Origin of the sequence: Nitratidesulfovibrio sp. HK-II (assembly GCF_003402415.2) — a bacterium.
Classification (GTDB): Bacteria; Desulfobacterota; Desulfovibrionia; order Desulfovibrionales; family Desulfovibrionaceae; genus Cupidesulfovibrio.
This window is the reverse complement of record NZ_AP036014.1, coordinates 448581-473228: the sequence shown is the minus strand read 5'-3', so window position 1 is coordinate 473228 and position 24648 is coordinate 448581. Positions and strand designations below refer to the sequence as shown.

General features: G+C 67.5%; 16 protein-coding genes. 7 read left to right on the top strand and 9 right to left on the bottom strand.

All coding sequences use genetic code 11. The features are described 5' to 3' along the window. Positions 1 to 16: 16 nt before the first annotated feature. Entirely contained in the window at positions 17 to 1651 is a 1635-nt protein-coding gene (locus RVX_RS01740) for a glutamate synthase-related protein (protein WP_420192396.1), read from the bottom strand. Next, on the bottom strand, positions 1615 to 2742 hold the full coding sequence (locus RVX_RS01735) for a glutamate synthase (protein WP_172596613.1): 1128 nt from the start codon (positions 2740 to 2742) through the stop codon (positions 1615 to 1617). The genes RVX_RS01740 and RVX_RS01735 overlap by 37 nt, the downstream gene beginning before the upstream one ends. Before the next feature lie 686 nt (positions 2743 to 3428). Between RVX_RS01735 and RVX_RS01730 the strand changes: the two genes are divergently transcribed. After that, complete coding sequence (locus tag RVX_RS01730) at positions 3429 to 3905, top strand: cytochrome c3 family protein (protein WP_116306862.1); 477 nt, start codon at positions 3429 to 3431, stop codon at positions 3903 to 3905. Then, positions 3898 to 5472, top strand: a complete 1575-nt coding sequence (locus tag RVX_RS01725; RefSeq protein ID WP_116306864.1) for an ammonia-forming cytochrome c nitrite reductase subunit c552 — start codon at positions 3898 to 3900, stop codon at positions 5470 to 5472. Before RVX_RS01730 ends, RVX_RS01725 begins: the two co-directional genes overlap by 8 nt. A 643-nt stretch (positions 5473 to 6115) precedes the next feature. On the opposite strand, the gene RVX_RS01720 is transcribed toward RVX_RS01725, so the two are convergent. The 7 genes from RVX_RS01720 to RVX_RS01690 form a co-directional block, all read right to left on the bottom strand. Then, positions 6116 to 7243 (bottom strand): glycosyltransferase family 4 protein, encoded by a 1128-nt coding sequence (locus RVX_RS01720; protein ID WP_116306866.1) that lies wholly within the window; start codon positions 7241 to 7243, stop codon positions 6116 to 6118. A gap of 324 nt (positions 7244 to 7567) precedes the next feature. Next, positions 7568 to 8509, bottom strand: a complete 942-nt coding sequence (locus tag RVX_RS01715) for an aminotransferase class IV (protein ID WP_116306868.1) — start codon at positions 8507 to 8509, stop codon at positions 7568 to 7570. 150 nt (positions 8510 to 8659) lie between these two features. Continuing rightward, positions 8660 to 9709: an aspartate-semialdehyde dehydrogenase gene (locus RVX_RS01710; RefSeq protein WP_116306870.1), complete on the bottom strand. Its 1050-nt coding sequence runs from the start codon at positions 9707 to 9709 to the stop codon at positions 8660 to 8662. Between the two features lie 322 nt (positions 9710 to 10031). Then, complete coding sequence (locus RVX_RS01705; protein ID WP_116306872.1) at positions 10032 to 10472, bottom strand: DMT family transporter; 441 nt, start codon at positions 10470 to 10472, stop codon at positions 10032 to 10034. A 247-nt stretch (positions 10473 to 10719) separates the two neighbouring features. Beyond that, entirely contained in the window at positions 10720 to 11190 is a 471-nt protein-coding gene (locus RVX_RS01700; protein ID WP_230404692.1) for a (deoxy)nucleoside triphosphate pyrophosphohydrolase, read from the bottom strand. A gap of 1 nt (position 11191) precedes the next feature. Continuing rightward, the gene (locus RVX_RS01695) at positions 11192 to 13174 is read right to left on the bottom strand and encodes an ABC-F family ATP-binding cassette domain-containing protein (protein ID WP_116306874.1); all 1983 of its coding nucleotides are present in this window, start codon (positions 13172 to 13174) and stop codon (positions 11192 to 11194) included. A 362-nt stretch (positions 13175 to 13536) separates the two neighbouring features. Continuing rightward, positions 13537 to 14442, bottom strand: coding sequence for a tRNA (adenine-N1)-methyltransferase (locus RVX_RS01690; protein WP_116306875.1), 906 nt, complete (start codon positions 14440 to 14442; stop codon positions 13537 to 13539). A 573-nt stretch (positions 14443 to 15015) separates the two neighbouring features. Between RVX_RS01690 and RVX_RS01685 the strand changes: the two genes are divergently transcribed. From RVX_RS01685 to RVX_RS01665, 5 genes are all read left to right on the top strand, one after another. Next, on the top strand, positions 15016 to 16125 hold the full coding sequence (locus tag RVX_RS01685) for a radical SAM protein (RefSeq protein ID WP_116306877.1): 1110 nt from the start codon (positions 15016 to 15018) through the stop codon (positions 16123 to 16125). 327 nt (positions 16126 to 16452) lie between these two features. Next, positions 16453 to 17928, top strand: coding sequence for an Rne/Rng family ribonuclease (locus tag RVX_RS01680; protein WP_116306879.1), 1476 nt, complete (start codon positions 16453 to 16455; stop codon positions 17926 to 17928). A 4-nt stretch (positions 17929 to 17932) separates the two neighbouring features. Then, positions 17933 to 18514: an epoxyqueuosine reductase QueH gene (locus RVX_RS01675; RefSeq protein WP_116306881.1), complete on the top strand. Its 582-nt coding sequence runs from the start codon at positions 17933 to 17935 to the stop codon at positions 18512 to 18514. 248 nt (positions 18515 to 18762) lie between these two features. Next, complete coding sequence (hemW, locus tag RVX_RS01670; RefSeq protein ID WP_116306883.1) at positions 18763 to 20073, top strand: radical SAM family heme chaperone HemW; 1311 nt, start codon at positions 18763 to 18765, stop codon at positions 20071 to 20073. Next, positions 20066 to 24541, top strand: a complete 4476-nt coding sequence (locus RVX_RS01665; protein ID WP_230404694.1) for an ATP-binding protein — start codon at positions 20066 to 20068, stop codon at positions 24539 to 24541. The genes hemW and RVX_RS01665 overlap by 8 nt, the downstream gene beginning before the upstream one ends. Positions 24542 to 24648 lie beyond the last annotated feature (107 nt).

The following is a 24648-nucleotide window of genomic DNA, read 5'->3' as shown; positions in this document are numbered from 1 at the left end:
CGAAAGGCCCCGGATGCTAAACGACGTACTGGATGCCGAGCCGGTCGGCAGCGTGTTTGTTCGCAATGCCCAGCGCGTCGGACATGCCCACGGGCAGCGAGGTGGACCGGCCCAGCGGCGCGAAGATCTTGCGCAGCTCGGTGTCGAAGGCCAGGTAGAAGTCCACCACCCGTTCGGCCACCTTTTCCGGGTCCAGCCTGCGGTACACGCGGGGGTCCTGCGAGGTGATGCCCTTGGGACAGCGGCCCAGGTTGCAGATGTTGCAACGGTCGATTTCCGACCCCACGCACCCGGCCCCGGCCTGCATCACGTACTTGCCCACCTGCACCATGCTGGCGCCCAGCATGATCAGGGCGGCGGCATTGTGCGCGAGGTTGCCGTTCTTGCCGATGCCCCCGCCCGCGATGAGCGGGATCTCGTTCTGGCAGCCCTGCTGCACGAGGTCGTGGTAGCAGTCGCGGATGTTCGAGGCGATGGGGTGGCCCATGTGGTTCATGGACACGTTGTAGGCCGCCCCGGTGCCGCCGTCCTCGCCGTCGATGGCAAGGCCCGCCGCGTAGGGGTTGCGCACCAGGTTGTTCAGCACCGCGCGCGAGGTGGTGGTGGCGGATATCTTGGGGTAGACGGGCACGCGGAATCCCCAGGCCATGCTCATGGACTGGATCATCTTGGCCACGGATTCCTCGATGGAATACTGGGTCTGGTGGGTGGGCGGGCTGGGCAGCGACACGCCCGGCGGCACCCCGCGAATGGTGGCGATGAGCTTGTTGACCTTGTGCCACATCAAGAGGCCGCCGTCGCCGGGCTTGGCGCCCTGGCCGTACTTGATCTCGATGGCGCAGGGGTCTTCCTTCATCTGCGGGATGGCGTGCAGGATTTCGTCCCACCCGAAGTAGCCCGAGGCAATCTGCAAAATGACGTACTTGAGGAAGCGCGAGCGCAGCAGGCGCGGCGGGCAGCCGCCTTCGCCGGTGCACATGCGCACGGGCATGCCCATTTCCTCGTTCAGGTAGGCGACGCCCATCTGCAGGCCTTCCCACATGTTGGGGGACAGCGCGCCGAAGGACATGGAGCCGATGACCAGCGGGTAGATTTCGCGCACCGCAGGCACCCAGCCGTTTTCCTGGAAGGCCTTCAGGCCCTGTTCGGGCGGCAGCACGCGGCCCAGCAGGGTGCGCAGTTCGAACTCGTGCCGCCCGGCGTCCAGCGCGGGGTCGGTGAGCATGGAGATGCGGATGAACTTGATCTGGTCCAGCAGGCTGTCCGGCGCGTTGCGGCGACCACCACGGGTACGGGCGTGGCCCCCCCGGTTGTTGTGAAAGCGCAGCGCGGTGCCTTCGTCCAGCCGCATGGGCCGGATGGCGTTGTTGGGACAGACCATGGTGCACATGGCGCAGCCGATGCAGGCGTAGGCCGCGTCGGTGCGCTGGCGGATGCCGTGGAACACCGAATAGGCGTTCCTGGGCTTCTGCAAGAGGCCGGTGGTGGTTTCGACCACGCGCTTCCTGTGCACGGCAAGCTCGATGGCGTTCACCGGGCACACGGAGGTACACCGCCCGCACAGGGTGCAGGTGTCCTTGTTCCACTCGACCTGCCAGGGCAGGTCCTTCACGCTCAGCGTTGACGGGGTAATGCCTGCAGTTGGCTGCATATGGTCACCTCTTGGCATTCGGGACGGACGTAGGCCGTGTCCAGATGCATGGGCTGGAAGTCGAGGGTCTTGTCCCGGTCGGGGATGGCGGCGTCGAGGCCGCACAGCTCGGACGAAAAGGCGTACATGCCGGGCTTGCCGCCGACGACGCCGGGGCGCAGCTTCTTGCGGTCCTGCGCCATGAACATGGTGCCGTCGGGCAGGCAGCCGATGACGCAGTTGGGACCGTCGATGATCATCTTGCGGCAGAGCACCTTCAGGCGGGCCAGCATGTCGCGGTCGGGGTGACCGGCCATTTCGGCGTCGGACAGCGGGGTGATGACGTGCTTGTACGCCTCCACCGGCAGGCCCAGCTTGTAGTGCGTGAAGTGCATGATGTGCGTGAACACCTCGGAGTCGGACTGGTAGCCCATGTAGCCGGGCACGTTGCGCGACGAGAGATATTCGCGGATGGGGATGAACGCCGTGTTTTCCCCGTTGGTCATGGTGCACACGCCCTCGATGAAGAACGGGTGGCATGCGTACAGGTTGATGGCGTAGTTGGTGTTCTGGCGGCCCTGGCACAGGATGCGGCGGGCGTGCAGGTCGGGCCGGTCAAGGCCCAGGTACTCGCCCACGGTGAGCGGATCGCCCACTTCCTTGATCATCACCACGCCCGGCCAGAACGAGAAGGCCATCATGTCGCGCTCGGCCTCGCCCTGCTGGCGGATGGCCACGCGGGCCTGCACCAGCTGCGCGGTGCGCTCGGCCTCGGGCAGGTCGGCCCAGGCCTTGGGCGGCTCGTAGGCGCGGGCCAGGTACACGCCGCGTTTGGGCGTGCCCGCGGGCGGAGTGGACTTGATGATCGACACCGAATGGAACGGCCGGAACCCCAGGTCGTCCATGATCCCGTCGAGCCGCTTCAGGCCCTTCTCGGTGAAGATGCCGGAAAGGATGGGATATTCGGGATGCTCCGCGAAGGGTCCCGACAGACCGGATAGATAGAGCCCGACCCCGGAGCCGTCATGCCCTTCCTTCATTACATTCAGGGCATTGATGGCCACCATGGGGGAGACGGGCTCTGTCGAAGTCAAGGCGAACAATCGACACATGGACGCGTTCTCCGGATGGCGTGGACTCCGCCCCGGAATGACACGAATGCGCAATCCGCAGCGGGTCCACGTGCGATAGCGGAAAATTCCAAAAACGGCAAGATAACGAGTTTGACGGCAGTCACATTGAATTTTTTATTACATATTCGTCATGCTGAAAATAACAATTTTGGAATTAGATGATATTTAATGTTCTGTTATAGCAGGATAATTCCACAAAAAAATCGACAAGTACAGGGTGCCTCCACGCTTCGCGGGCGGCACGCCGTGCGCCGTATTGCGCCGAATGCCGCAGGCTGTTCACTCACACAGCTTTCCCTTTCCATTCCGGATGGATGCGCCGCACAACACCCCAAATCCCCCCTTGAGCCACGCCTGCCGCCACTTTCGTCAGGCGCGGGCAACGGCGCACTCGAAGCGCCACGCATTGTGCGGCGCACCAAAGTCGCATTTTTTATCCTGCCAAAACAGCATGCTACGCTGTTAATCAGAAAATTGTAAAAGTTCCAACTTCTTCGCTCAACCAAAAAATCATTGTATCACGGGATGTTGTTTTCCCATAAAATGGGATGGGAATCCTTGCCGAGTCCGGCGCGAAAGGCCAAACGACATGTCCGAGCCTCCGGGGATGCCGCACGGGCATTCGCGCCGGGCAGACGCATGACACACCAACAGGAGGAGGAACCATGCATGCACTGCGGAGCAACTCCCCGGGGCGACCATGGCGCATCATGCTCGTGGCCGCACTGGCGGGCGTTGCAGTAACCGTGGGCGCGGCCCTGGCCATGACGGCCACGGACCAGGCCCTGTTCTGCGGCAGTTGCCACTCCATGTCCGAGGCCGCGCTGACCCACAAGCGCTCGCCGCACGCGAAGTTCGCCTGCAACGAATGCCATGCGCCGCACAACCTGGCCGCCAAGCTGCCGTTCAAGGCCAAGGAAGGCGCGCGCGACATCTATGCCACCACGCTTGGCACCATCCCCGACCTGATCCACCCCGGCGGGGAAACCAGGGACGTGGTACAGGCCAACTGTCGGCGCTGCCACGTGGCCACCACCATGACCGTGTCCATGGAAACCAAGAAGTACTGCACCGACTGCCACCGTCACGTGCCCCACACCCCCAAGCTTCCCATCGCCAGAAGGAGTGCCGCCGATGTCTAGCCGTCGCCCCCTCGTCGCGCTGGTGGCCATGGCGCTCGCCGTGCTGGCGGGCTGTTCCGACGTTTCGGAACCCATGACGCCCACGTACAAGACCAAGCTTTCCGCAGAGGAAATGAAGAACTCCGCCTTCAAGGCGGAATTCCCGCTGCACTACGAAACCTACCTGCGCAACAACGAATCGCAGATCATGACCGAGTACAACGGGTCCGTTGCGTACAACAAGAACGACAACGTGACCCCCCTGCCCGAAGGGTACAAGCACGCACAGCCGTACCTGAAGAACCTGTGGCTGGGGTACCCCTTCAGCTACGAATACCGCGCCGCGCGCGGCCACACCTACGCGGTGAAGGACATCCTGCACATCGACCGGCTGAACAACTACAGCGAAAAGGCGGGGCTGCCCTCCACCTGCTGGAACTGCAAGACGCCCAAGATGATGGAATGGGTGAAGGAAAACGGCGACGCCTTCTGGGCCAAGGACTTCCACGAGTTTCGCCAGAAGCTGGACGTGGACGACCACACCATCGGCTGCGCCAACTGCCACGAGCCGCAGACCATGGAACTGCGCCTGTACAGCGAACCGCTGAAGGACTACCTGAAGACCCAGAACAAGGAATTCAAGAACCTGCCCCGCAACGAAAAGCGCGCGCTGGTCTGCGGGCAGTGCCACGTGGAATACTACTTCCAGGACAAGGAATTCGGCGCGGCCAAGAAGCCGGTGTTCCCCTGGGCCAACGGCTTCGACCCCGAAGACATGTTCGAGTACTACAAGACCCACGGCAACACGACCACCAAGGGCTTCGAGGGCAACTTCGTGGACTGGGTGCACCCGGTGTCCAAGACCCCCATGCTCAAGGCCCAGCACCCGGAATACGAAACGTGGATCAACGGCGTGCACGGCGCTGCCGGGGTAACCTGCGCGGACTGCCACATGTCGTACGTCCGGCTTGACGGCAAGAAGAAGATGTCCACCCACCACTGGACGTCGCCGCTCAAGGACCCGGACCTGCGCGCCTGCCGCCAGTGCCACACCGACAAGACCCCCGACTACCTGCGCCAGCGCGTGCTGTTCACCCAGAACAAGGTGTGGGAACAGCTGATGGTGGCCCAGGACATCTCGGTGAAGGCGCACGAGGCCATCCGCATGGCCGCCGAATACGCCGGGCCCAAGCCCGCCGACTACGACGACCTGATGATCGAGGCGCGCCAGATGTGCCGCAAGGGCCAGTTCTTCTGGGATCTGATCTCCGCCGAGAACAGCGTGGGCTTCCACAACCCCACCAAGGCCCTGAACACCCTGGCCCAGTCGCAGCAGTACAGCCAGAAGGCCGTGGACGTGGCCATCCGCGCGGCGGCCTTCACCACCGCCAAGGACCTGGACGGCGACATCAAGAAGCTCGTCCCGCCCATCCTGAAGCACAGCCGCGAACTGCAAATGGACCCGGCCCACATGGCCACCCACAAGTGGTTCAAGTACCTGCCGGTCACTCCCAAGGCCCCGCGCGTGTGGGACGGCCAGAAGCGTCTTGTGCCGCCGCCCGCGCCCGCCGCGACCCCGGCCAGCTAGCCTGACGCCGGGACATCAGGCCCAAAACAACCCGAACGCCCAAAACCAAGGGGCCGGACGATACGTCGTCCGGCCCCTTTCTCTCGGGCTGAGCCCCTTTGCTTCCGTTCCGCCGCTGGCGCACGGCTGCCGCAGGGACATCACCGGTCGCGGGCGATGAGAATGACCAGCACCGCCAGCGCCACGATCATGAACACCCAGGTCATGGAGAATCCCCCTCGCGGCTCACTTGCGGATTTTCTATACCGCGCGGCGCGTTCCTGTCACTGCGGGAAAACCCTACCTTTGGCGCATGCCGTCAAGGTATGTAAAGCCAGAGCCGCGCCGACCGGGGCAAAGATGCAACATGAAGCGCACCGTGCCTCACGGTGCGGCAGCGCGACACCCGTTCCGAACGCGGCACGACATTGGCGCGAACACTCGTTGCATGCCCACGGCGACCATGCAACGCACGCCCATCACCCATGACAGTTGCCGTGGGCACGTCAACCCAGGCACGGGGGAGTTTCTTCCGGAGGCACAAGGCGGGGGGGGGAGGACACCGCGAGATGAAAACCCACACGCTGGCGGCGCGGGCACAGGCGGGGAAGGACAGGGAAGGCGGGGTACGGGGAGGCCAGAGAACCGGCGAACCGGGCGGCGTCTACCGCAAACGGCGGTACAGGGCCATGTAGGCCTCGGCCATGCGGGTGTCGGTGTAGTGGGCCACGCTGACCGCACCGCCCCGCACCAGGCGGGCGCGCAGGGCGAGGTCGGTGGCGACGCGGCGCATGGCGTCGGCCAGGGCCGTGGCGTCTCCGGGGGGGGCCACCAGCCCGTTCTCGCCGTCGCGCACCAGCTCGAGGTTGGAGGCAAGGCCGGAGCAGATCACCGGCAGCCCGGTGACCCAGGCTTCCTTGATCACCCCGCTGCTGCCTTCGCCATGCACGGACGGCACCAGCAGGGCGTCGCAATCGGGCAGAATGCGGCGGCTGTCCTGCCGCCCCAGGAAGGCCAGGCGCGGCGAGACGCCCAGTTCGTCGGCGCGGTCGAGCAAAATGCCGAACAGCGGTCCTTCGCCCACCACGCGCACTTCCCACGGGGGAAGGGGCGCGCCGTTCCACGCACCGCCAGTGGCTTCACCCGCCGCGTCACCCGCCTCGCGCGCCTGCAGGACCGACAGCGCCTCTATGAGCACCGCATGCCCCTTCTGCGGGGTGAGCGCGCCCACCATGCCGAACACGAAGCGGCCGTCGCCGCGCTCACGCCGGGGGTAGTAGCGGGAAGGGTCGATGCCGGAATGGATGACCGTGATGCGCGCCGGGTCCAGCCCGGCCGCCGCCAGCACGCCGCCCGTTTCCGCGCTGACCGCCGCCACCGCGTCGGCCGCCAGGTATTTGCGGCGGCTGAGCGCCCGGCCAAGGGGATAGGACACCCGCCGGGTGTGCACCAGCGGCACGCTGCCGCCCCACGTGCCCTTGCACAGCGCGCCCAAGGACGCCGCGCGCGCGTCGTGGGTGTGCAGCACCACGGCGGCATGGCCGCGCGCCTCGCGCCGCAGGGCCAGCAGGGCGCGAGGGCTCCACGAGCGACGGCCCGGCAGCGGCAGCACGGCAATGCCCGCCGCCGCCGCCTCGCGGGCCAGCGGCGCGCCCGCCGGGCAGGCCACCACCACCGAAAACTCGTCGCTGCGGTGCAGCGCGCGCGCCAGGTAGAACACCTGCAACTGGCCCCCGCGCATTTCGCGCCCCAGGTCCAGCAGGATGATGTGCATGGCGGTGTCGGTGGTCATGGCAACGTGGATCCCACTGATGTTTCAGGTAAAGGCGACCGGGGTAAGGGACCCTTTGAAAAGGGTCCCTTACCCCGGACCCCCATCCCCCCAAACTTTTCGATTGGTAAGACATGGAGGCCAACGGGGGCCTGTCCGAATTGCTCCGCCCAGCACCCACCCCAAATGGAACGTTTTGAAGGGAGGAGGGGGGGTGTGGGGGGGCAGGAGGGAAACTTTTGCGGCAGCCGTTATGTGAGCGCTTGCGCGAACATTACGGATGGCGACCGCAGAGCGAAAAGTTTCCCTCCTGCCCCCCCACATGCGTTCATATTCTCAACGAATTCAAAATGGAATCCCGTTCTCCATCAAATCCGCCTGCAACAGCGCCCGCAACCGGCGCGAAACCGGTCCGGGGCGGCCGTCGGCCACGGGGCGGCCTTCGTAGGCCACCACGGCCACGCAGTCGGAGCTGGTGCCCAGCACCAGGATTTCGCGGGCGGCGTGCAGTTCTTCCTCGCGCACCTTGCGGAAGCTGACGGGCACCTCGCCCTGGGCCAGTTCCACGGCGCGCAGCACGGTGGTGCCTGCCAGGGCGTTGGTGAACTCCGGCACCACCAGGGTTCCGGTTTCGTCCACCAGGGCCACGTTGGCGATGGCGGTTTCGGCCAGGCAGCCTTCGTCGTCGAACGAGAAGGGCACGTCCATGACGCGCTCGTGCGCCTCGCGCGTCATGAGCACGTTGGGCAGGTAGTTGGCGTTCTTGATGCGCGCAAGGTAGCCCTGCTTGGCGGGGATGGAGCTGCGGAAGGCCGTCAGCCCCTTGTCGAACCACGCCTCGGGCTTGGGGGTGAAATGGTAGGCGGCCACGTACAGGCTGGGTTCCGGGCATTCGGCAGGGTCGATGCCGAAACCGCCGGGGCCGCGCCCCACCAGCACGCGGATGGAGCCGTTGGCCTCGCCGCCCGCCTGGGCCACCTCGATGATGATCTCGCGCATGCGCTCCCACGTGCACGGCGGGGCCAGGTACAGCCCGGCGGCGGAGCGGCGCATGCGCTCCAGGTGCGCGTCCAGTTGGTAGATGCGACGGTGCAGGTACTTCATGCTCTCGAAGATGCCGTCGCCGCGATGGGCGAGATGGTCGTCGAGGGGCATGAGCATCAGGCGGGGGTTGCGGCATATGGCGCCCACGCGGTGCTCGTAGAAGGCGATGATGCCCGCTTCGCCGGGGCGTTCGCGGGACAGCAGGCGGGTGACGTAGTCGTCGGTATCCAGCACGGGGATCACGGCGTGACCACTCCTTATTGCGGTGGATGGCGATGTGCCCGCGCGTCGGGGGGAAACACCCTGCGCCGGGCGGACGCGCGGCCATCCGTCCGGTCTGCAATACCGGGGTCGGATGGCCGCGTGATGGATTTGCGATGTCGGACGTTGGCCCTAACGCAGGAACAGTTGCGGGTCGCGCACCTTCAACAGGTCGCGCTCCACCAGCGCCTCGGCGATCTGCACGGCGTTGAGCGCCGCGCCCTTGCGGATGTTGTCGGAAACGATCCACATGTTCAGGCCGTTGGCGATGGTCTCGTCCTCGCGGATGCGGCCCACGAAGGTGTCATCCTCGCCCGCCGCGTCGATGGGCATGGGGTACATCTTCTGGGCGGGGTTGTCATACACCCGCACGCCGGGGGCCTGCGCGAGGATGGCGCGGGCTTCCTTGGCGGAAAGCTTGCGCTCGGTCTCGATGTTCACCGACTCGGAATGGCCGTAGAAGACGGGCACGCGCACGCAGGTGGCGGTGACCTTCACGGAGGGGTCCTCCATGATCTTCACGGTTTCCAGCACCATCTTCATTTCTTCCTTGGTGTAGTCGTTGTCCATGAAGACATCGATCTGCGGCAGGCAGTTGAAGGCGATGCGGTGCGGGTACACGGCAACGTCCGGCTCCTGCATGTTGAACATCTGCCGCACCTGCTTTTCCAGCTCGTCGATGGCCTTCTGCCCGGTGCCGGAAACGGCCTGGTAGGTGGAAACCACCACGCGGGTGATTTTGGCCGCGTCGTGCAGCGGCTTCAGCGCCACCACCATCTGGATGGTCGAGCAGTTGGGGTTGGCGATGATGCCGTTGTGAGCGTCCAGGGCGTGGGCGTTCACCTCGGGCACCACCAGCGGGCAGCGCTCGTCCATGCGCCACGCGCTGGAGTTGTCCACCACCACGCACCCGGCCTGCACGGCATGAGGGGCGAATTTCTCGGAGGTGGAACCACCGGCCGAGAACAGGGCGATGTCCACGCCCCGGAAGGATTCTTCGGTCAGTTCGCGCACGGTCAGTTCGCCGCCCATGAAGGGCACCTTGTTGCCCGCGGAACGGGCCGAGGCGAAGGGGATGACCTCCGCCGCGGGAAATTCGCGCTGTTCCAGCGTGTTCAGCATTTCGCGGCCCACCGCCCCGGTGGCCCCGCACACGGCGACGACAAGTCTTTCCTTGGACATGATGCACTCCTTGCGCTTGGAGTCGGGCAACGGCCCGTCCTCTTTCGCTTCCCTCGACTTCCCTGCCCTGGCGCAGCCCGCGCCGGGGCGCCGTGCATGGCGACCGCCCGCCATGTCGGCAACGGATGCAGCAACCCGCCGCATGGGCCTTCCCCCTCGGAAAAGGCCCGGCAACCCCTGCCATCACCCTGCCGGAATGCTTGCACCTGCCGCGCGCTGCCCGTTACGGGGCCTGCCGCGCAGCCGGAATTGCCCACCATATGCCGAGGCGCGGCGGAACGCAATTGACCTCGCGGGGTAGGGCGCGGGAGCCTATCCCCAGCTAGAATCTGCGTACCAAAAACACCCCCACGGCCACCAGCACCAGCCCGGCAAAGCGCACCAGCCCCAGCGGGCGTTCCGGGTAGCCCAGCAGGCCGAAGTGGTCCAGCGTCACGGATGCCGCCATCTGCCCGGCCAGCACCAGCGTGATCATGGCCGTGGCCCCCAGGCGCGGGGCCAGGAAGGTGACCACGGTGACGAAGAACGCCCCCAGAAGGCCGCCCGTCCACTGCCACGCCGACGACGAGGACACCGAAGGAAACGGAATGCGCGAGGCCAGCACGTACAGCCCCAGCGCCGCCGTGCCCACCGTGAACGAAATCAGCGAGGCCAGCGCCGGGTGGCGCGCCCAATCCGCCTGCAATGCCGCATTGATGCCCGCCTGCGTGGGCAGGGTCGCCCCCGCCAGCAGGGCCAGCACGATCCACAACAATTGTTCCATACGCCCTCCCGGCGTGTGTCTGTCTTTTGATGCAACCCTGAACGGCCGCGACGCGACGCCGCCGCCCCCCGATGCATCCGGATGTCCCCGATGTTCCCGGACGTCCCCGAATGCCGCTGGACGCCGCCGGGCGTCCACGCTCCATTCTACCAGCAAGTTCCGCAAAAGGCGTTGCGGGGGAACGAAGCGCCGCGCGCCCCGTTCCCCCGAAAAACAGTGTTCCGTCCGGACAGTTTTCGGAAGCGCCCTAGCCCGGCCCGCCGCCTGGAACGGGGCCGTCCCGCAGGTCGGCCACCAGCGGCAGGTCCGCCTCCAGAAACGGCAGGCGCATGGCCTCGTCCCAGGTCAGCCACGCAAAGCGGTGGCCCTCCAGCGCGGTAACCGTGCCGGTGAACCCGGTGACGTGAAAGAAGTGCAGTTCCACCGACAGGTGCGGGTAGTCGTGCCGCACGATGCGCCAGAACGTGGCGTCCACCGGGGTCACGCCCAGTTCCTCGCGCAGTTCGCGGGCCAGGGCGTCCGCCGGGGCTTCGCCCGGTTCGATCTTGCCGCCGGGAAATTCCCAGAACCCCGCCTGCGGCTTGCCCTCCGGGCGTTCCACGGCCAAAAACCGCTCGCCGTCCCACAGGATGCCCGCCACCACGGCGATGCGCCGGGCGGAGCCCGATGCGGAGTCCGATGCGGGAATGGACGCGGGAATGGCCCCTGCCTCACCCATCTTACGCACCCTCCACGGTCAACGCCGCCCGCCGCGCCTCAAGATCGGCGATCACCGCTTCCAGTTCGCTCATCTTCTCGAACAGGTCCTCGCCCTGCCGCTGCAACTCGCCGAAGCGCTTCAGCAGTTCCGTGGCCCGCGCGGAATCGCCATACACCGCCGGGTCGGCCAGGGTCTGTTCCACCTCGGCCTGCTCGGCCAGCGACGCTTCCAGCTGCTTTTCCAGCTTGGCGTAGGCGTCCTGCCGGGGCTTCAGTTCCTTGTACAGGGCGTTGCGCTGCTCGGCCTGTTCGCGCTTGATGCGCTTCATGTCGTCGCGCGAAAGGGACGCCGTCTCGCGTTTCGGTTCGCCCGCGCCCGGCGTCAGCACGCCCGCATCCCCCTGCTGGCGGCGCGCCGCGTCATACTGCTCGAAGCCTTCCTCGTACACCGTGACGCCCGTGGGCGACAGCGCCCACACCTCGTCCGCCACGGTGGACAGCAGGTGCCGGTCGTGGGCCACCATCAGGATGGTGCCTTCGTAGCTCTGCAGCGCCTCCACCAGCGCCTCGCGGCTTTCCAGGTCCAGGTGGTTGGTGGGTTCGTCCAGCACCAGGAAGTTGCACCGCGCCAGGAACAGCGTGGCCAGGATCAGGCGGCTCTTCTCGCCGCCGGAAAGGCCGCCCACCACGCGCTCGAAGTAGTTCTGCCCAAGCAGGAACAGCCCGAGCACGCTCATCAGCTCCTCTTCCGTGGTGCGCGGGTCGGACAGGCGGCGGATTTCGCCCAGCACCGTGCCCGAGGGGTTCAGGGTCTCCAACTGGTGCTGGCTGAAAAAACCCATGCGCACCAGCGATCCCATGACCACCGAGCCGCCGCTTTTCTCCAGCCTGCCGCCGATGACCTTCAGCAACGTGGACTTGCCGCAGCCATTGGGCCCCACCAGCGCGATCTTCTGACCCCGGTACAGGTTGAAGGTCAGGCTGGGCCACAGGGCCGTGCCATCCGGAAACGTGTATTCCAGGTCCACCACGCTGAGGATGGTCTTTTCCGCCCGCGCCGGTTCCGGCCACGAGAAGCCCAGTTCGCGCCGCTTCTGCTCCGGCCGGTAGTTTTCCAGTTCCTTTTCCAGCTTCTTGGCCATCTTCTGGCGCGAACCGGCCTGCCGCGCCTTGGTGGCCTTGGCCCGAAAGCGCCGCACGAAATCCATCTTGCGGGCGATTTCCTCTTGCAGGCGCTGGGCCTCGCGCTCGCGCTGGCCTTCCACTTCCTCCTGCAGGGCCACGAACTGGCTGAACGTGCCGCGCCGGAACATGGGCTTGCTGGCCCCCAGGTACAGGACGTGCGTGCCCACCTTGTCCATGAACACCAGGTCGTGGGCCACGAACACCAGCGCGCCCTTGTAGTCCATCAGAAAGGCTTCCAGCCACTCCACCGCTTCCAGGTCCAGGTGGTTGGTGGGTTCGTCCAGCAGCAGCACGTCCGCGCCCGCCGTCAGCACGCGGGCCAGCTTGGCGCGCTCGCGCCAGCCGCCCGACAACTTGCGGATGGGCAGGCTCCACTTGCGCTCCGCGAACCCCAGGCCAGACAGCACCGCCCGCGCGCGGTGTTCCGGGTTGTACCCATACACCTGCTCCAGTTCGGCCTGCCTGGCCCCCAGCCTGCGGATGGCCGCCTCGTCCCCGGCGCGGGTAGCCGCCTCCCACTCCGCCCAGAAGTCATGCCACGCGGGCAGCACGTCCAGCACCCAGTCCAGCAGGGGACGGTCCAGCACGTCGTCGCCCAGTTCCTGCTGCACGTAGCCCAGGCGGCAGCCCTTGGGCAGCAGCACCTTGCCGCTGTCCGCGGACTGCACCCCCGCGATGATACGCAGCAACGTGGACTTGCCGCACCCGTTGGGGCCGCATACGCACAGCCGCACGCCCGACTGCACCTCAAGCGAGAAGTCGGACAGGATATCCTGGCCGTTGTAGGACTTGCTGAGACTCTGGATGGTGAAGTTCATTACGGTTCCGACATAAAATTTATGAAAACTGGAATATTATGCGGGGGGAGGAAGGGGAACTTTCGGGAAAGTTCCCCTTCCTCCCCCCGCACCCCCCTCCATCCCTTCAAAGCTTTTCAATTGGGGTGACATGCAGATAGCAACACATGCCAGCCTGCGCAAATCACCACCCAACCAAAAAGTTTGGGAGGGGAGCGGCAGCCGTTAGGTGAGCGCTTGCGCGAACCTTACGGATGGCGACAGCAAAGCGGGGGTACGGGGGAGGGGCCACCCTTTGCCTCAACCGTTATGCGAGTCTTCGAGCATTACGGATGAGGACCGCAGAGCGTCAAAGGGTGCCCCTTCCCCGTTATATCCAGATATTATTCTTCAAACCCGGCTTCATCGTCGGCAGGGGCATCAGCGGCGTCCACGGCGCCGCGCGCGGCGGCCAGGCGTTCCTGGCGGGCGGCTTCCTGCTTGCGTTCGCGGGTGCCCAGGGTGCGGAACGAGTCCCATTCATCGGAGCGTTCCTGGTGCCGGGCAAAGATGAGGAACCCGGTGTGGGCGATCATGCGGTCTTCGGGGCGCAGGCGGTCGGCCACGGGCTTCCAGCGGCGGACCAGGATCTCGCAGACCTCGATGTCGTCGAAGGGGCCGGTTTCCATGCCGTGCAGCAGTTTGGACACCTGGTCCACGGTGGGCACCAGAAAGCCCAGGGCCGCGCCCGGCTTCACGGCGCGGACCACGTGGTGCAGGTAGTCCCACGGGGTGCGCACGTCCAGGAACAGGGCGTCGGCGTCGGTCTGCTCGAAGCCATCAATGATGTCGCGGTTGAACTGGGTGACGTTCTGGCCCACGCCCGCCCATTCCAGGTTGCGGCGGCAGAGCTTGTAGAACTCCTCGCGCGCCTCGTAGGTGCACACGCGGCCGGTGGGGCCGGAGAACCACGAAAGCGCCACGGTCAGGCTGCCGGAACCGGAGCCCGCCTCGATGATGGTGCGGCCGGGGCCCACGCCAAGGCGCATGCAGATGTAGGCGATGTCCTTGGGATAGATGATCTGGGTCTGGCGCTTCACGCCCTTGACCAGGTCGGTGATGGTGGGGCGCTGCACACGAAAGGGCACGCCCTGCCGGGTGCGCACTTCGGTGCCGTACTCGGCGGCGGCCAAGTCGGCCATGGGCAGCACGCCTTCCTGGCAGTGCAGGTCGTTGCCCTCTTCGACGCGGCGCAGGTAGCGCTTGCCGCGCGGGCTTTGCAGAATGACCAGATCTCCGTATGCGGGCATGGGAATTCCTCCTGATGGTTCGTCGGCAACCGGCATCGCGCGGGCGAAGCCGGGCGGCGCGCGCCATGCGCGCGCCCGGGGCCGCGCCTGCCGCCAATGGCAGACCCGGTCCCGGCCCTATGGAACGAAGGGCCTACCGGGCCGGGGGTGCGGTGTCAAGGCGGCCCCGACCAGCCGGGTGGAACGGGCCGGGGAAACACCCGGCGACGAGGCGGCACGCCCTCGCGAACCTCCGCCCGGGCCATGGCCCGAACCGTCGCACGGACCACCGCGCGGGTCCGCACGCCACGACCGCGCGTGCAGGGCGCGGGGCGTCGGCAGCCATGCGCGCGCATCGTGTCGTCGGCGGCGTCGCCGCCGCATGCAACATTATCAATGGACGACAGGTCCGGCGCGTGGTAGTGCGCCCCTTGCCCGCAAAAATGGCCAGAGAACCCCACCGGTTTCCCGCCCCCGCTTGCTTTTTTCCTGAAAACCCGTTTTGATGCACCCCACGGTGAAAGGTGCGGCCCACGCCGCGCCGTGCATTCGACATCGCACGCTTTCTCGCACAAGGACGTTTTTCTGGACAGCATGCCCCTTGCCCACGTGTTCGGTCCGGTGGCCTCAAGCCGCCTAGGTCGTTCGCTCGGCCTCGACCTGCTTGGCGGGCGGGTGTGTTCCATGGACTGTCTGTACTGCGAGGTGGGCGCGACCGACGTGCACACCTGCGAACGGGCTCCCTATGTCCCGGCCCCCGTGCTGCTGGACGAACTGGCCCGCTGGCGCGACGCCGAGGCCGCGAAGCATGACGCCATGCCGGACGGCCAGACGCCTGCCGCGCGGCCGGTTGCTGTCCTGCCAGCTCCTGTCCTGCTTGACCACGTGACGCTGGGCGGCTCGGGCGAACCCTGCCTGAACAGCGACCTTGCCCGCATCATCGCGGGCTGCCGGGGCATCCTGCCCGGCGTGCCCGTGGCGGTGCTGACCAACTCCACCCTGCTCCACCGGGACGACGTGCGCGCCGACCTTGCCGGGGCGGACGTGGTGCTGCCCTCGCTGGATTCGCTGGTCGAATCGGAGTTCCGCGTGCTGAACCGCCCGTGCAAGGGCGTGACCGCGCGCGGCGTGGCCGACGGCCTGTTGGGGTTCGCGCGCGGGTTCGGCGGGCGGATTTACCTTGAGGTGCTGCTTGCGCGCGGCATCAACGACACGGCGGAAAACCTCGCCCTGTTGCGTGACTACGTGCGCCGGCTGGCCCCCCACCGGGTGGACGTGACCACCCTGTCGCGGCCGGGCGCAAGCCCGCGCGCCCTGCCCGTGGACAGGGACGTGCTGGCCCGCTGGAGCGACGAACTGAACGCGGCCGCCGGATGCTCCGGACACACGGCGGCGGACCACCTGCGCACGACGGCGCTGCCGGACGACGGAGCCCGCCGTGCGCGAGACGCAAGCCAGCCGCAACGCCCGGACACCGTGGCGAACCCGGATGACCTGCAAGAGGCGGTGCTGCGCTCCATAACGCGCAGGCCGCAGACCGCGCCGCAACTGGCCAAGGCCCTGGGGGCCCCGCTGGATGCGGTGCGCGCGGCGCTGGCGGAACTGGCGGCGCGGGGCGCATGCGCACCCGTGGCCGAAACGGCCCTGCCGCGCGATACGGATGGCGAAATTTTCCACGCCGGGCGCTCACCCCGCAACGGGTAGCGCCGGGCGGCCGCTGTCGCGGCGACGCAACGGCCCCGCCCCGAATAGGGGAACCCCGCCACAGGGTGTCGCAAGACGGGGCGTCGCAGGGGGATGCCGCGAGAAAGGGCATTCCGCCGCACCGGAAGTGCACGGGCGCACCAACCGCCCGCCCGGAAGGGAACGCGCCCATGCGCGCCCGATTCAGGGAAGAGACGCGCACCCCGCGTCCGCACCGCCCCGGATGCGCTGCGTACACCGCGCGAGAAATCGCGCGGGCCCGCCGCAGGCACGGCAGCATGTTTCGGAATTTTTGAAATTTTACACTTTTTTCCCGCAGAGGACTGCATGACAACGAAAAAGAGCAAGCTGAGAATGTTCATCAGCGTGCTGCCCGGCGAGCAGGTGGAAGTCGCCCTTGCCGAGGAAGGCGCGAAAGAGAACCAGGTCAAGGAATACTACGTGGAGATGGTCCACCAGGCCAAGACCAAGGGCAACATCTACCGCGGCATCATCAACAACGTCGACACCAACCTCCAGGCCGCCTTCGTCAACTACGGGGCCGAAAAGAACGGCTTCCTGCAGATCGACGAGGTGCACCCCGAATATTACAACACCCCGCACGACGCCACCAAGGGCAAGAAGTACCCTCTCATGCAGAAGGTGCTGAAGGCCGGGCAGGAAGTGCTGGTGCAGGTGGTGAAGGAACCCACCGGCAGCAAGGGCGCGTTCCTGACCACCTACCTTTCCATGCCGGGCCGCTTTCTGGTGCTCACCCCCGGGCGCGAGCAGATCGGGGTTTCGCGCAAGGTGGAGGACGACGAGGAACGCGGCCGCCTGCGCGAGATGCTGGAAGGGCTGAACCCCGGCCCCGGCCTTGGCGTCATCGTGCGCACCGTCAGCGCGGGCACCAGCAAGACCACCCTGCAGCGCGACCTGCAATTCCTGAAGCGCCTGTGGAAGGACATCCGCAAGAAGGGCACCGAAGAATCCGCCCCCTGCCTGATCTACAAGGAGCCCGATCTCGCCTCGCGCGCGGTGCGCGACTACCTGAGCGACGACGTGGCCGAAGTGTGGGTGGACGACGAGCACACCGCCAAGCTCATCGAGGACTATTCCTCGCTGCTGTTCCCGCGCAAGGGCAGCCTGGTCAAGGTCTACAAGGACCAGACCCGCACCCTGTGGGAGCGCTTCGGCATCCAGCGCCAGCTGGAGCAGATCTACTCGCGCGAGGTCACCCTGCCCTCCGGCGGCCGCCTGGTGTTCGACCAGACCGAGGCGCTGATGGCCATCGACATCAACTCGGGCAAGATCTCGGGCAAGACCAATTTCGAATCCATGGCGCTGAAGACCAACATGGAAGCGGCCGAAACCGTGGCCCAGCAACTGAAGCTGCGCGACATCGGCGGCCAGGTGGTCATCGACTTCATCGAAATGCGCGACCGCAACCACTGGCGCGAGGTGGAAAAGATCCTGCGCAACGCCATGAAGAACGACCGCGCCCGCCACGACGTGGGCAAGATGAGCCGCTTCGGCCTGTTGCAGGTGGTGCGCCAGCGCACCGGCTCGTCCGCGCTGTCCATCACCATGGAAACCTGCCCCTGCTGCAAGGGGTCCGGCCTGCGCCGCAACATGGAATGGCAGTCGTTGCAGGCCCTGCGCGAAATCCACCGCCAGCTGCGCGCCCTGCCGCACGGCACGCCCGTGTTCATGTTCGAGACCGGGGCCGAGCTGGCCATGCACCTCTTGAACCACAAGCGCGAACGCCTGCTCGACATGGAACGCCAGTTCGGCGTGCACATCGACATCAGGCCCGCCCGGTAACGCCATGCGCGTCCTGCTGCACGTCTGCTGCGGGCCGTGCTCCATCGCCACGGTGCGGATGCTGCGCGACGAGGGACACGAGGTAACGGCCCTGTTCCTGAACCCCAACATCCACCCCATGCAGGAATACCTGCGCCGCCGCGAGGCCATGTTTGAGGTCTCGCGGCGGCTTGACCTGCCCGTCATCTGGCGCGACGCCGAGTACGACCCCGCCGCGTGGATGCGCCAGATGGCCTGGCGCGAACAACCCGGCGTGCGCTGCCGGGTGTGCTACGCCACCCGCCTTGAACGCACCCGCGCCATCGCCGAACGCGGCGGGTACGACGCCTTCAGCACCAGCCTGCTCTACTCGCGCCGCCAACGCCACGAGATGATCGCCGAGGTGGGGCACGGTATCGCCTCCAGCGGCCCCGTGCCCTTCCTGTACCGCGACTTTCGTACCGGCTGGCAGGAAGGCATCGACACGTCCAAGGAATGGGGCATCCACCGCCAGAACTACTGCGGCTGCCTGTACAGCGAGGCCGAACGCTTCGCCCGCGACTTCGCCAAGGTTACGGGGGTGAAAGAAGAGCGGGGCAATAAATAACGAATCCGCGGGGGAAGGGACCCTTTACGCTCTGCGGTCCTCATCCGTAATGCTCGAAGACTCGCATAACGGCTGAGGCAAAGGGTCTCCTTCCCCCGCACCCCCATCCCCCCAAACTTTTCAATCGGGGGGACTGCACAGGACATGGGTCCACTGGCTCATTATCCCGTCAGGCGTGCAAAGCTGAACGGGGGTGCAGGGGGCAACTCCCCCTGCCCGCCGGAGGCATACAAAACACCGCCACCACCATGCTGCTGTACATCCACGTGCCCTTCTGCCGCCGCAAGTGCCGGTACTGCGCCTTCCACTCGCTGGAGATGGGGGCGGCGTCGGCCGTGCGCGACTACGTGGAAACGCTGCTGCGCGAACTGGCCCTGTGGGGCGACCGCATGGGCAACGTGCCGGTGACCTCGGTGTTCTTTGGCGGGGGCACGCCCAGCCTGCTGCCCGCGCGGACCATCGGCACCATTCTGGACCGGGTGCGCAAGGCGTTCGCGGTGCAGCCGGGCGCGGAAATCAGCATGGAAGGCAATCCGGAATCGCTGACGAAACCGGGGGAGTTGCGCACCCTGCTGGCCGCCGGGGTGAACCGGCTGTCCATGGGCGTGCAGTGCCTGGACGATGCGCTGCTGCACACCCTGGGCAGGCCCCACCGCGCGCGCGAGGCCCTGGACGCGTTCCGCGCCGTGCGCGCGGCGGGGTTCCAGAACGTGGGCATGGACCTGATATGGGGGCTGCCGGGCCAGACCCTGCGCCAGTGGACCAACCAGTTGAAAGAGGTGGTGCGGCTGCGGCCGGACCACCTTTCGTGCTACGGGCTGACGCTGGAGCCGGGCACCCCGCTGGAAGACGACTGCGCGGCCGAACGGCTTTCCCTGCCGCCGGAACGCGCCCAGGCCGCCATGTTTCTGGACGGGGCGGAATTTCTGGAATCGCAAGGGTATATCCACTACGAAATTTCCAATTTCGCCCGCATGGGCTTCCAGTGCCGCCACAACCTGGGGTATTGGGAAGGCGAGGACTACCTTGGCCTTGGCCCGTCGGCGGCGTCCACCATCGGCGGCCTGCGCTGGAGCAATCCGGAGGACCACGCCGCCTGGACGCGCCAGGTGGACGAGGGCCGCGTGGGCACCGAGGCCGAGCGGCTGACCCCCCAGACACGGGTGCTGGAGTTGATCATGCTGCGGTTGCGCACCGCGCGCGGCCTGCGGGTGAAGGCCTACCGCGAACTGACGGGCCGCGATTTCCTGCGTGACCACAAGCGGCTGGTGCACATGCTGCACCGCGAAGGGCTGCTGCGCATCCGCGACGGCTACCTGCGGCTGACCCGCAACGGCATGCTGGTTTCCAATTCCATCCTTGAACGCCTGTTCGAGGACACCGAGGCGCTGATGGCCCTGCCCGCCGATACACCGCCACAAGCCCCGACCGGACTGGGCGGGGCCAGCAAGCCCGACCGCCCAAGCCGGGATGACGCAGTGGACGACGTTGCCGCGCCCTCGCCTTCCGTCCCTTCCGCCTCGCCCCCCACCCCCGACAACGGCCACGGCCATGACTGACGCCCCCGCCGCCCCGCCACCCGGCAAGCCCGCCCCGCGCGATACGCGGCCGCGCGTGCCCGCCACCCACCTCGGCGACAGCATGCTCGGCTGGGTGCTGCTGGTGGTGCTGGCGGCGGTGGTGGCGGCCAGCGCCACCCACGTGTTGCGCGAGCGTGAACGCCATATGGAACTGGCCAGCCTGCGTCTGCAAGGGCAGTTGCGCCTGATGGGCGAACATGTGGGCGGCGTGTTGCACGACATGGACCTTTCGCTGGCGGCCCTGGCCTCGGACATGGATGAGCACCGGCAGGACGGCCCGGAGGCCCTCGCGGCCATTCTGCGCCGAAGGCTGGACCTGTTGCGGCCCCACGCCGTGGAACTGGCCTGGTTCGGCGCGGACGGGCGTCCCGTGGCCGCCACGGGGCAACTGCCCGCCCCGTTTCCGGCCACCTCCGTGCTGGCCGCCCATCGCGACCTGCTGCGCGACGTCCACGTGGTCCGGCTGTCGGACGCCCTTCATGGCCCGCTTGGCGCGGCACCGCCCCGCATGCTGCTGAGCCGTCGCGTCTCGCACGCCGACGGCAGCTTTGCCGGTGCGCTGGTGGCCCTGCTTGCCCCCGCATCCTTCCACGACCGCTATCAGGACTACGACCCCAACGAGGCCGAATGCACCCTCCTGCTCGGCGAGGACGGCGCGCCGCTGGTCTCGTGGCCGCTGGACGCCGGGGCGGTTTGCGTGCGCGCCTCCATCGCGGCGGCCGCCAGTGCCGTCGGCGATGACGGGGGACCCCGCTTGTCCCAGTCGCCCCAGTCGCCCCAGACGTCCCAGCCATCGGGGTCGCCACGGCCTCCGGACAGACGGGAACACGCCGCCGCTCGCCCGGAGGCGAGCCTTGACGGCATGCCCATGGCCGACGCGCCCGACGACGACGCCACCGAGTCGGGCCTGCGCATCGTGGAAACGCCGGAAGCGCTGGTGGCGGTGTACCAGTTGCGCGACTTTCCCTTCCGCATGACCATGCACACCCGGCTCGACCTCGTGCTGGCGACCTGGCGGCGGCAGGCGGTGGCCAACGCGGGCCTGACCCTGGCCCTGTGCGCGGCCGTGGCGCTGTTGGCCTGGTCGGCCAGCCGCCAGCGCGGGCGGCGGCTGGAGGCGGAGACAGCCCTGCGCCGCAGCGAGGCCCGCTACCGCACCCTGGCCGAAAATTACCCGGACGGGGCCATCATGCTGTTCGACGAGCGGATGCGCTGCCTGCTGGCCGACGGGCTGGGACTGGCCGGGCTGGTGGCCCCGCGCGAACGGCTGGAGGGGGCCATGCCCTCCGACGTGCTGCCCCCGCAGGCGGCCCTGCCCTTCGAGGAGCAGTTGCAGGCGGCCATCGACGGCGAAGAGACCACCTTCACCATGGCCGTGGGCGAGCGCATCCACGAGGTGCGCCTGCGCCCCCTGCGCGAAGAGTGCGAAACCGGCATGCCCGCCCGGTGCATGGCCGTGTTGCAGGACGTCACCCTGCGCGAGGCGGCCCGGCACGCCCTGCGCGAAAGCGAGGCCCGGCTGCAGGAGGCGCAACAAATCGCCCGCATGGGCAGCTTCGAACTGCACCTGGACACCGGGACGTTCCTGTGGTCCGAGGGGCTGTACGAGATGCTCGGCCACGATCCGTCGCTGCCGCCCCCGCCCCCGGCAGAGGTGTTCGCCATCCACGCGCCGGAGGAGTTGGGCTGGTACCACGAACACGTGGCCATCGTCTCGGACGAGCCGGTGACCGAACTGCAACGAGTCTTCCCCTACCGCACCCTCTCCGGCCGTCAGGGCTGGGGCCAGTTCCGCTGCCGGGTGATGCGCGGACCGGACCGACTGCCCCTGCACGCCAGGGGCACCTTTCAGGACATCACCAGCCAGCGCGAGGCGGAACTGGCCCTGCGCGACAGCGAAGCCCGGCTCAGCGAGGCCCAGTTCATCGCCCGCATGGGCAGCTATTCGGTAAACCTGCGCAACGGCGAGGCGTTCTGGTCGCCCGGGTTGTTCCGGCTGCTGGACCTGGACCCGCAGGACGGCCCGCTGGTGCCGGGCGAGGCCTTCCGCCGCCACGCGCCGGAAACCGCCCCGTGGTTCGAGGCGTTTCTGGCCACCCCCGCCGACCGACCGGAAACCACCATCCAGCGTTCGTTCTCCTACGTCACCGCCACGGGGCGGCGGGGCTTCGGGCGGTTGCAGCTCATGGCGCGCCACGGCGCGGATGGGCTGCCGCAGCACATCCGGGGCACCTTCCAGGACATCACCGCCCTGCACGAGGCCGAACAGGCCCTTCGGGCCAGCGAAACCCGCCTGCAGGAAGCGCAGCGCATCGCGCGCATGGGCAGTTTCGACCTCGACCTGATGCAAGACAGGGCCGACTACTGGTCGCCCGGCCTGTACGCCCTGCTGGAACTGGACCCGGCCCTGCCCCCGCCGCCGCCCTCGCGGGGCAGCGCCGTCCACTCGCCGGAGCGCGCCGCATGGTTCGAAGAGTTGCGGACCTCGCGCGACACCACGCCGGAAACCATCCACTCCGAGACCGTGCCCTACATCACGGCCACCGGCAGGCGGGGCGTGGCCCACATGCAGGCCGTGATCGAGCGCGGGCCGGACGGCGCGGCCGTGCGCATGCGCGGCACCTTCCAGGACATCACCCGCCTGCACGAAGCCGAACAAGCCCTGCGCGACAGCGAGGCCCGGCTGCTGGAGGCGCAGCTCATCGCGGGCATCGGCAGCTTCGACTTCGACCTCGCCAACGACGTGGCCACCTACTGGTCGCCGGGGCTGTACGCCCTGCTCGAGGTGGAGCCCGGCACGCCCCTGCCCCGCCCCCTGGAGGGCTGCCGCATCTACGCGCCGGACTACGCCGCGCAGTTCGAACGCATGATCACCGAACCCGCCGCCGAGCCTGAATCCGTCTTCTGGGACAACATCCCCCTGCTTACGGCCAAGGGGCGGCGGATGATGGGCCAGATGAAGGCCGTGGTGCAGCGCGGTCCGGACGGCAGGCCGGTGCGGGCGCGCGGCGCCTTTCAGGACATCAGCCGCCTGCATGAGGCGGAGCAGGCCCTGCAACGGGCCAAGGAAGAGGCCGAGGGCGCCAACGAACTCAAGAGCCAGTTCGTGGCCAACATCAGCCACGAGATGCGCACGCCGCTCTCCGGCATCCTTGGCATCGCGGACGTTGCGCTCTCGCGCCTGCACGACGCCACGCCCAACGCCCGCGACGAGGAGCAGGCCCGCTACCTTTCCATGATCCGCAACGTGTCGGAGGGACTCTTGCACGTGATCAACGACCTGCTCGACTTCTCGCGCATGGAGGCCGGGCGGCTGGGGCTGGACCGGGTAGAATACGACCTGCGCTCCGCCGTGAACGACGCGCTGGCCCCGCTGGCCGTGCAGGCCGAACGCAAGGGCCTGTCGCTCACCGTGCACATCGACGCCGCGGCGCCCACCCAGTTGCAGGGCGACCCGCTGCGGCTGCGCCAGATACTGGTGAACCTGGCGGGCAACGCCGTGAAGTTCACGGACGCGGGCTGGGTGCGCCTGGACGTGCGCCGCAACGAAGCCTGCCCCCGGCCGGGCGGCTGCCTGCGCTTCACGTTGGAGGACACAGGTCCCGGCATCGCGGCGGACAAGCTGCCCCTGCTGTTCGAAAGCTTTGCCCAGGCCGATGGCTCGCACACCCGGCGGCACAGCGGCAGCGGCCTGGGCCTCGCCATCTCGCGGCACATCGTGCGCCTGCAAGGCGGGGACATCGGGGTGGAAAGCACTCCCGGCAAGGGCAGCCGGTTCTGGTTCACGCTGCCCATGGACAAGGACGCGCCCCAAGGCGCGCCCGCCGCCACCGAACTGCACTTCCCGCACCCGGCGGATGGCGCGCCCTCACCGGACGAGGCCCGCCCCCTGCGCGTGCTGCTGGCCGAAGACAACGACCTGAACCGCGAATTCCTTACCTTCTTCCTGAAGGAACACGGCTACGAAGTGCACTTGGCCATCGACGGGCAGGAGGCCCTTGACCGCCTGCGCGAGGGCTGCCCGGCGCAAGCCGCAATGGGCGGCATGAGAGGAGCCGCAGTTGGCAGCATGGTAAAGGACGCAGTGGGCGGCATGGTGCAAGCCGCTCCCGATGCCATGGCGGACGGCCCGGCGGGCCGCGTCCCCTTCGACGTGGTGCTGATGGACGTACAGATGCCCGTGGTCAGCGGGCTGGAAGCCACCCGGCGCATCCGCGAGGCGGCGGCCCAGGGGGCCGCATGGGCCGACGTGCCGGTCATCGCCCTTACCGCCCACGCCATGCAGGGCGACCGCGACCGCTTCCTGGCCGAAGGCATGGACGACTTCGTGGCCAAGCCGGTGAACCGCGACGCCCTGTTCGCGGCCATCGAAACCCAGGTGGCACGCTATCGCGAAAAGCGCGGCGGCACTGGCCACGGCACGGGCGGCTCCACGGGCGCGGCATAGCCGTTGGCGGCCCGCGCGCATTCCCCCTTTTCCCGCACTTTCCCCACAACGCACGAAGGCCCGGCATATGCCGGGCCTTCGTGCGTTGTGGGGACTGCCAACGTCCG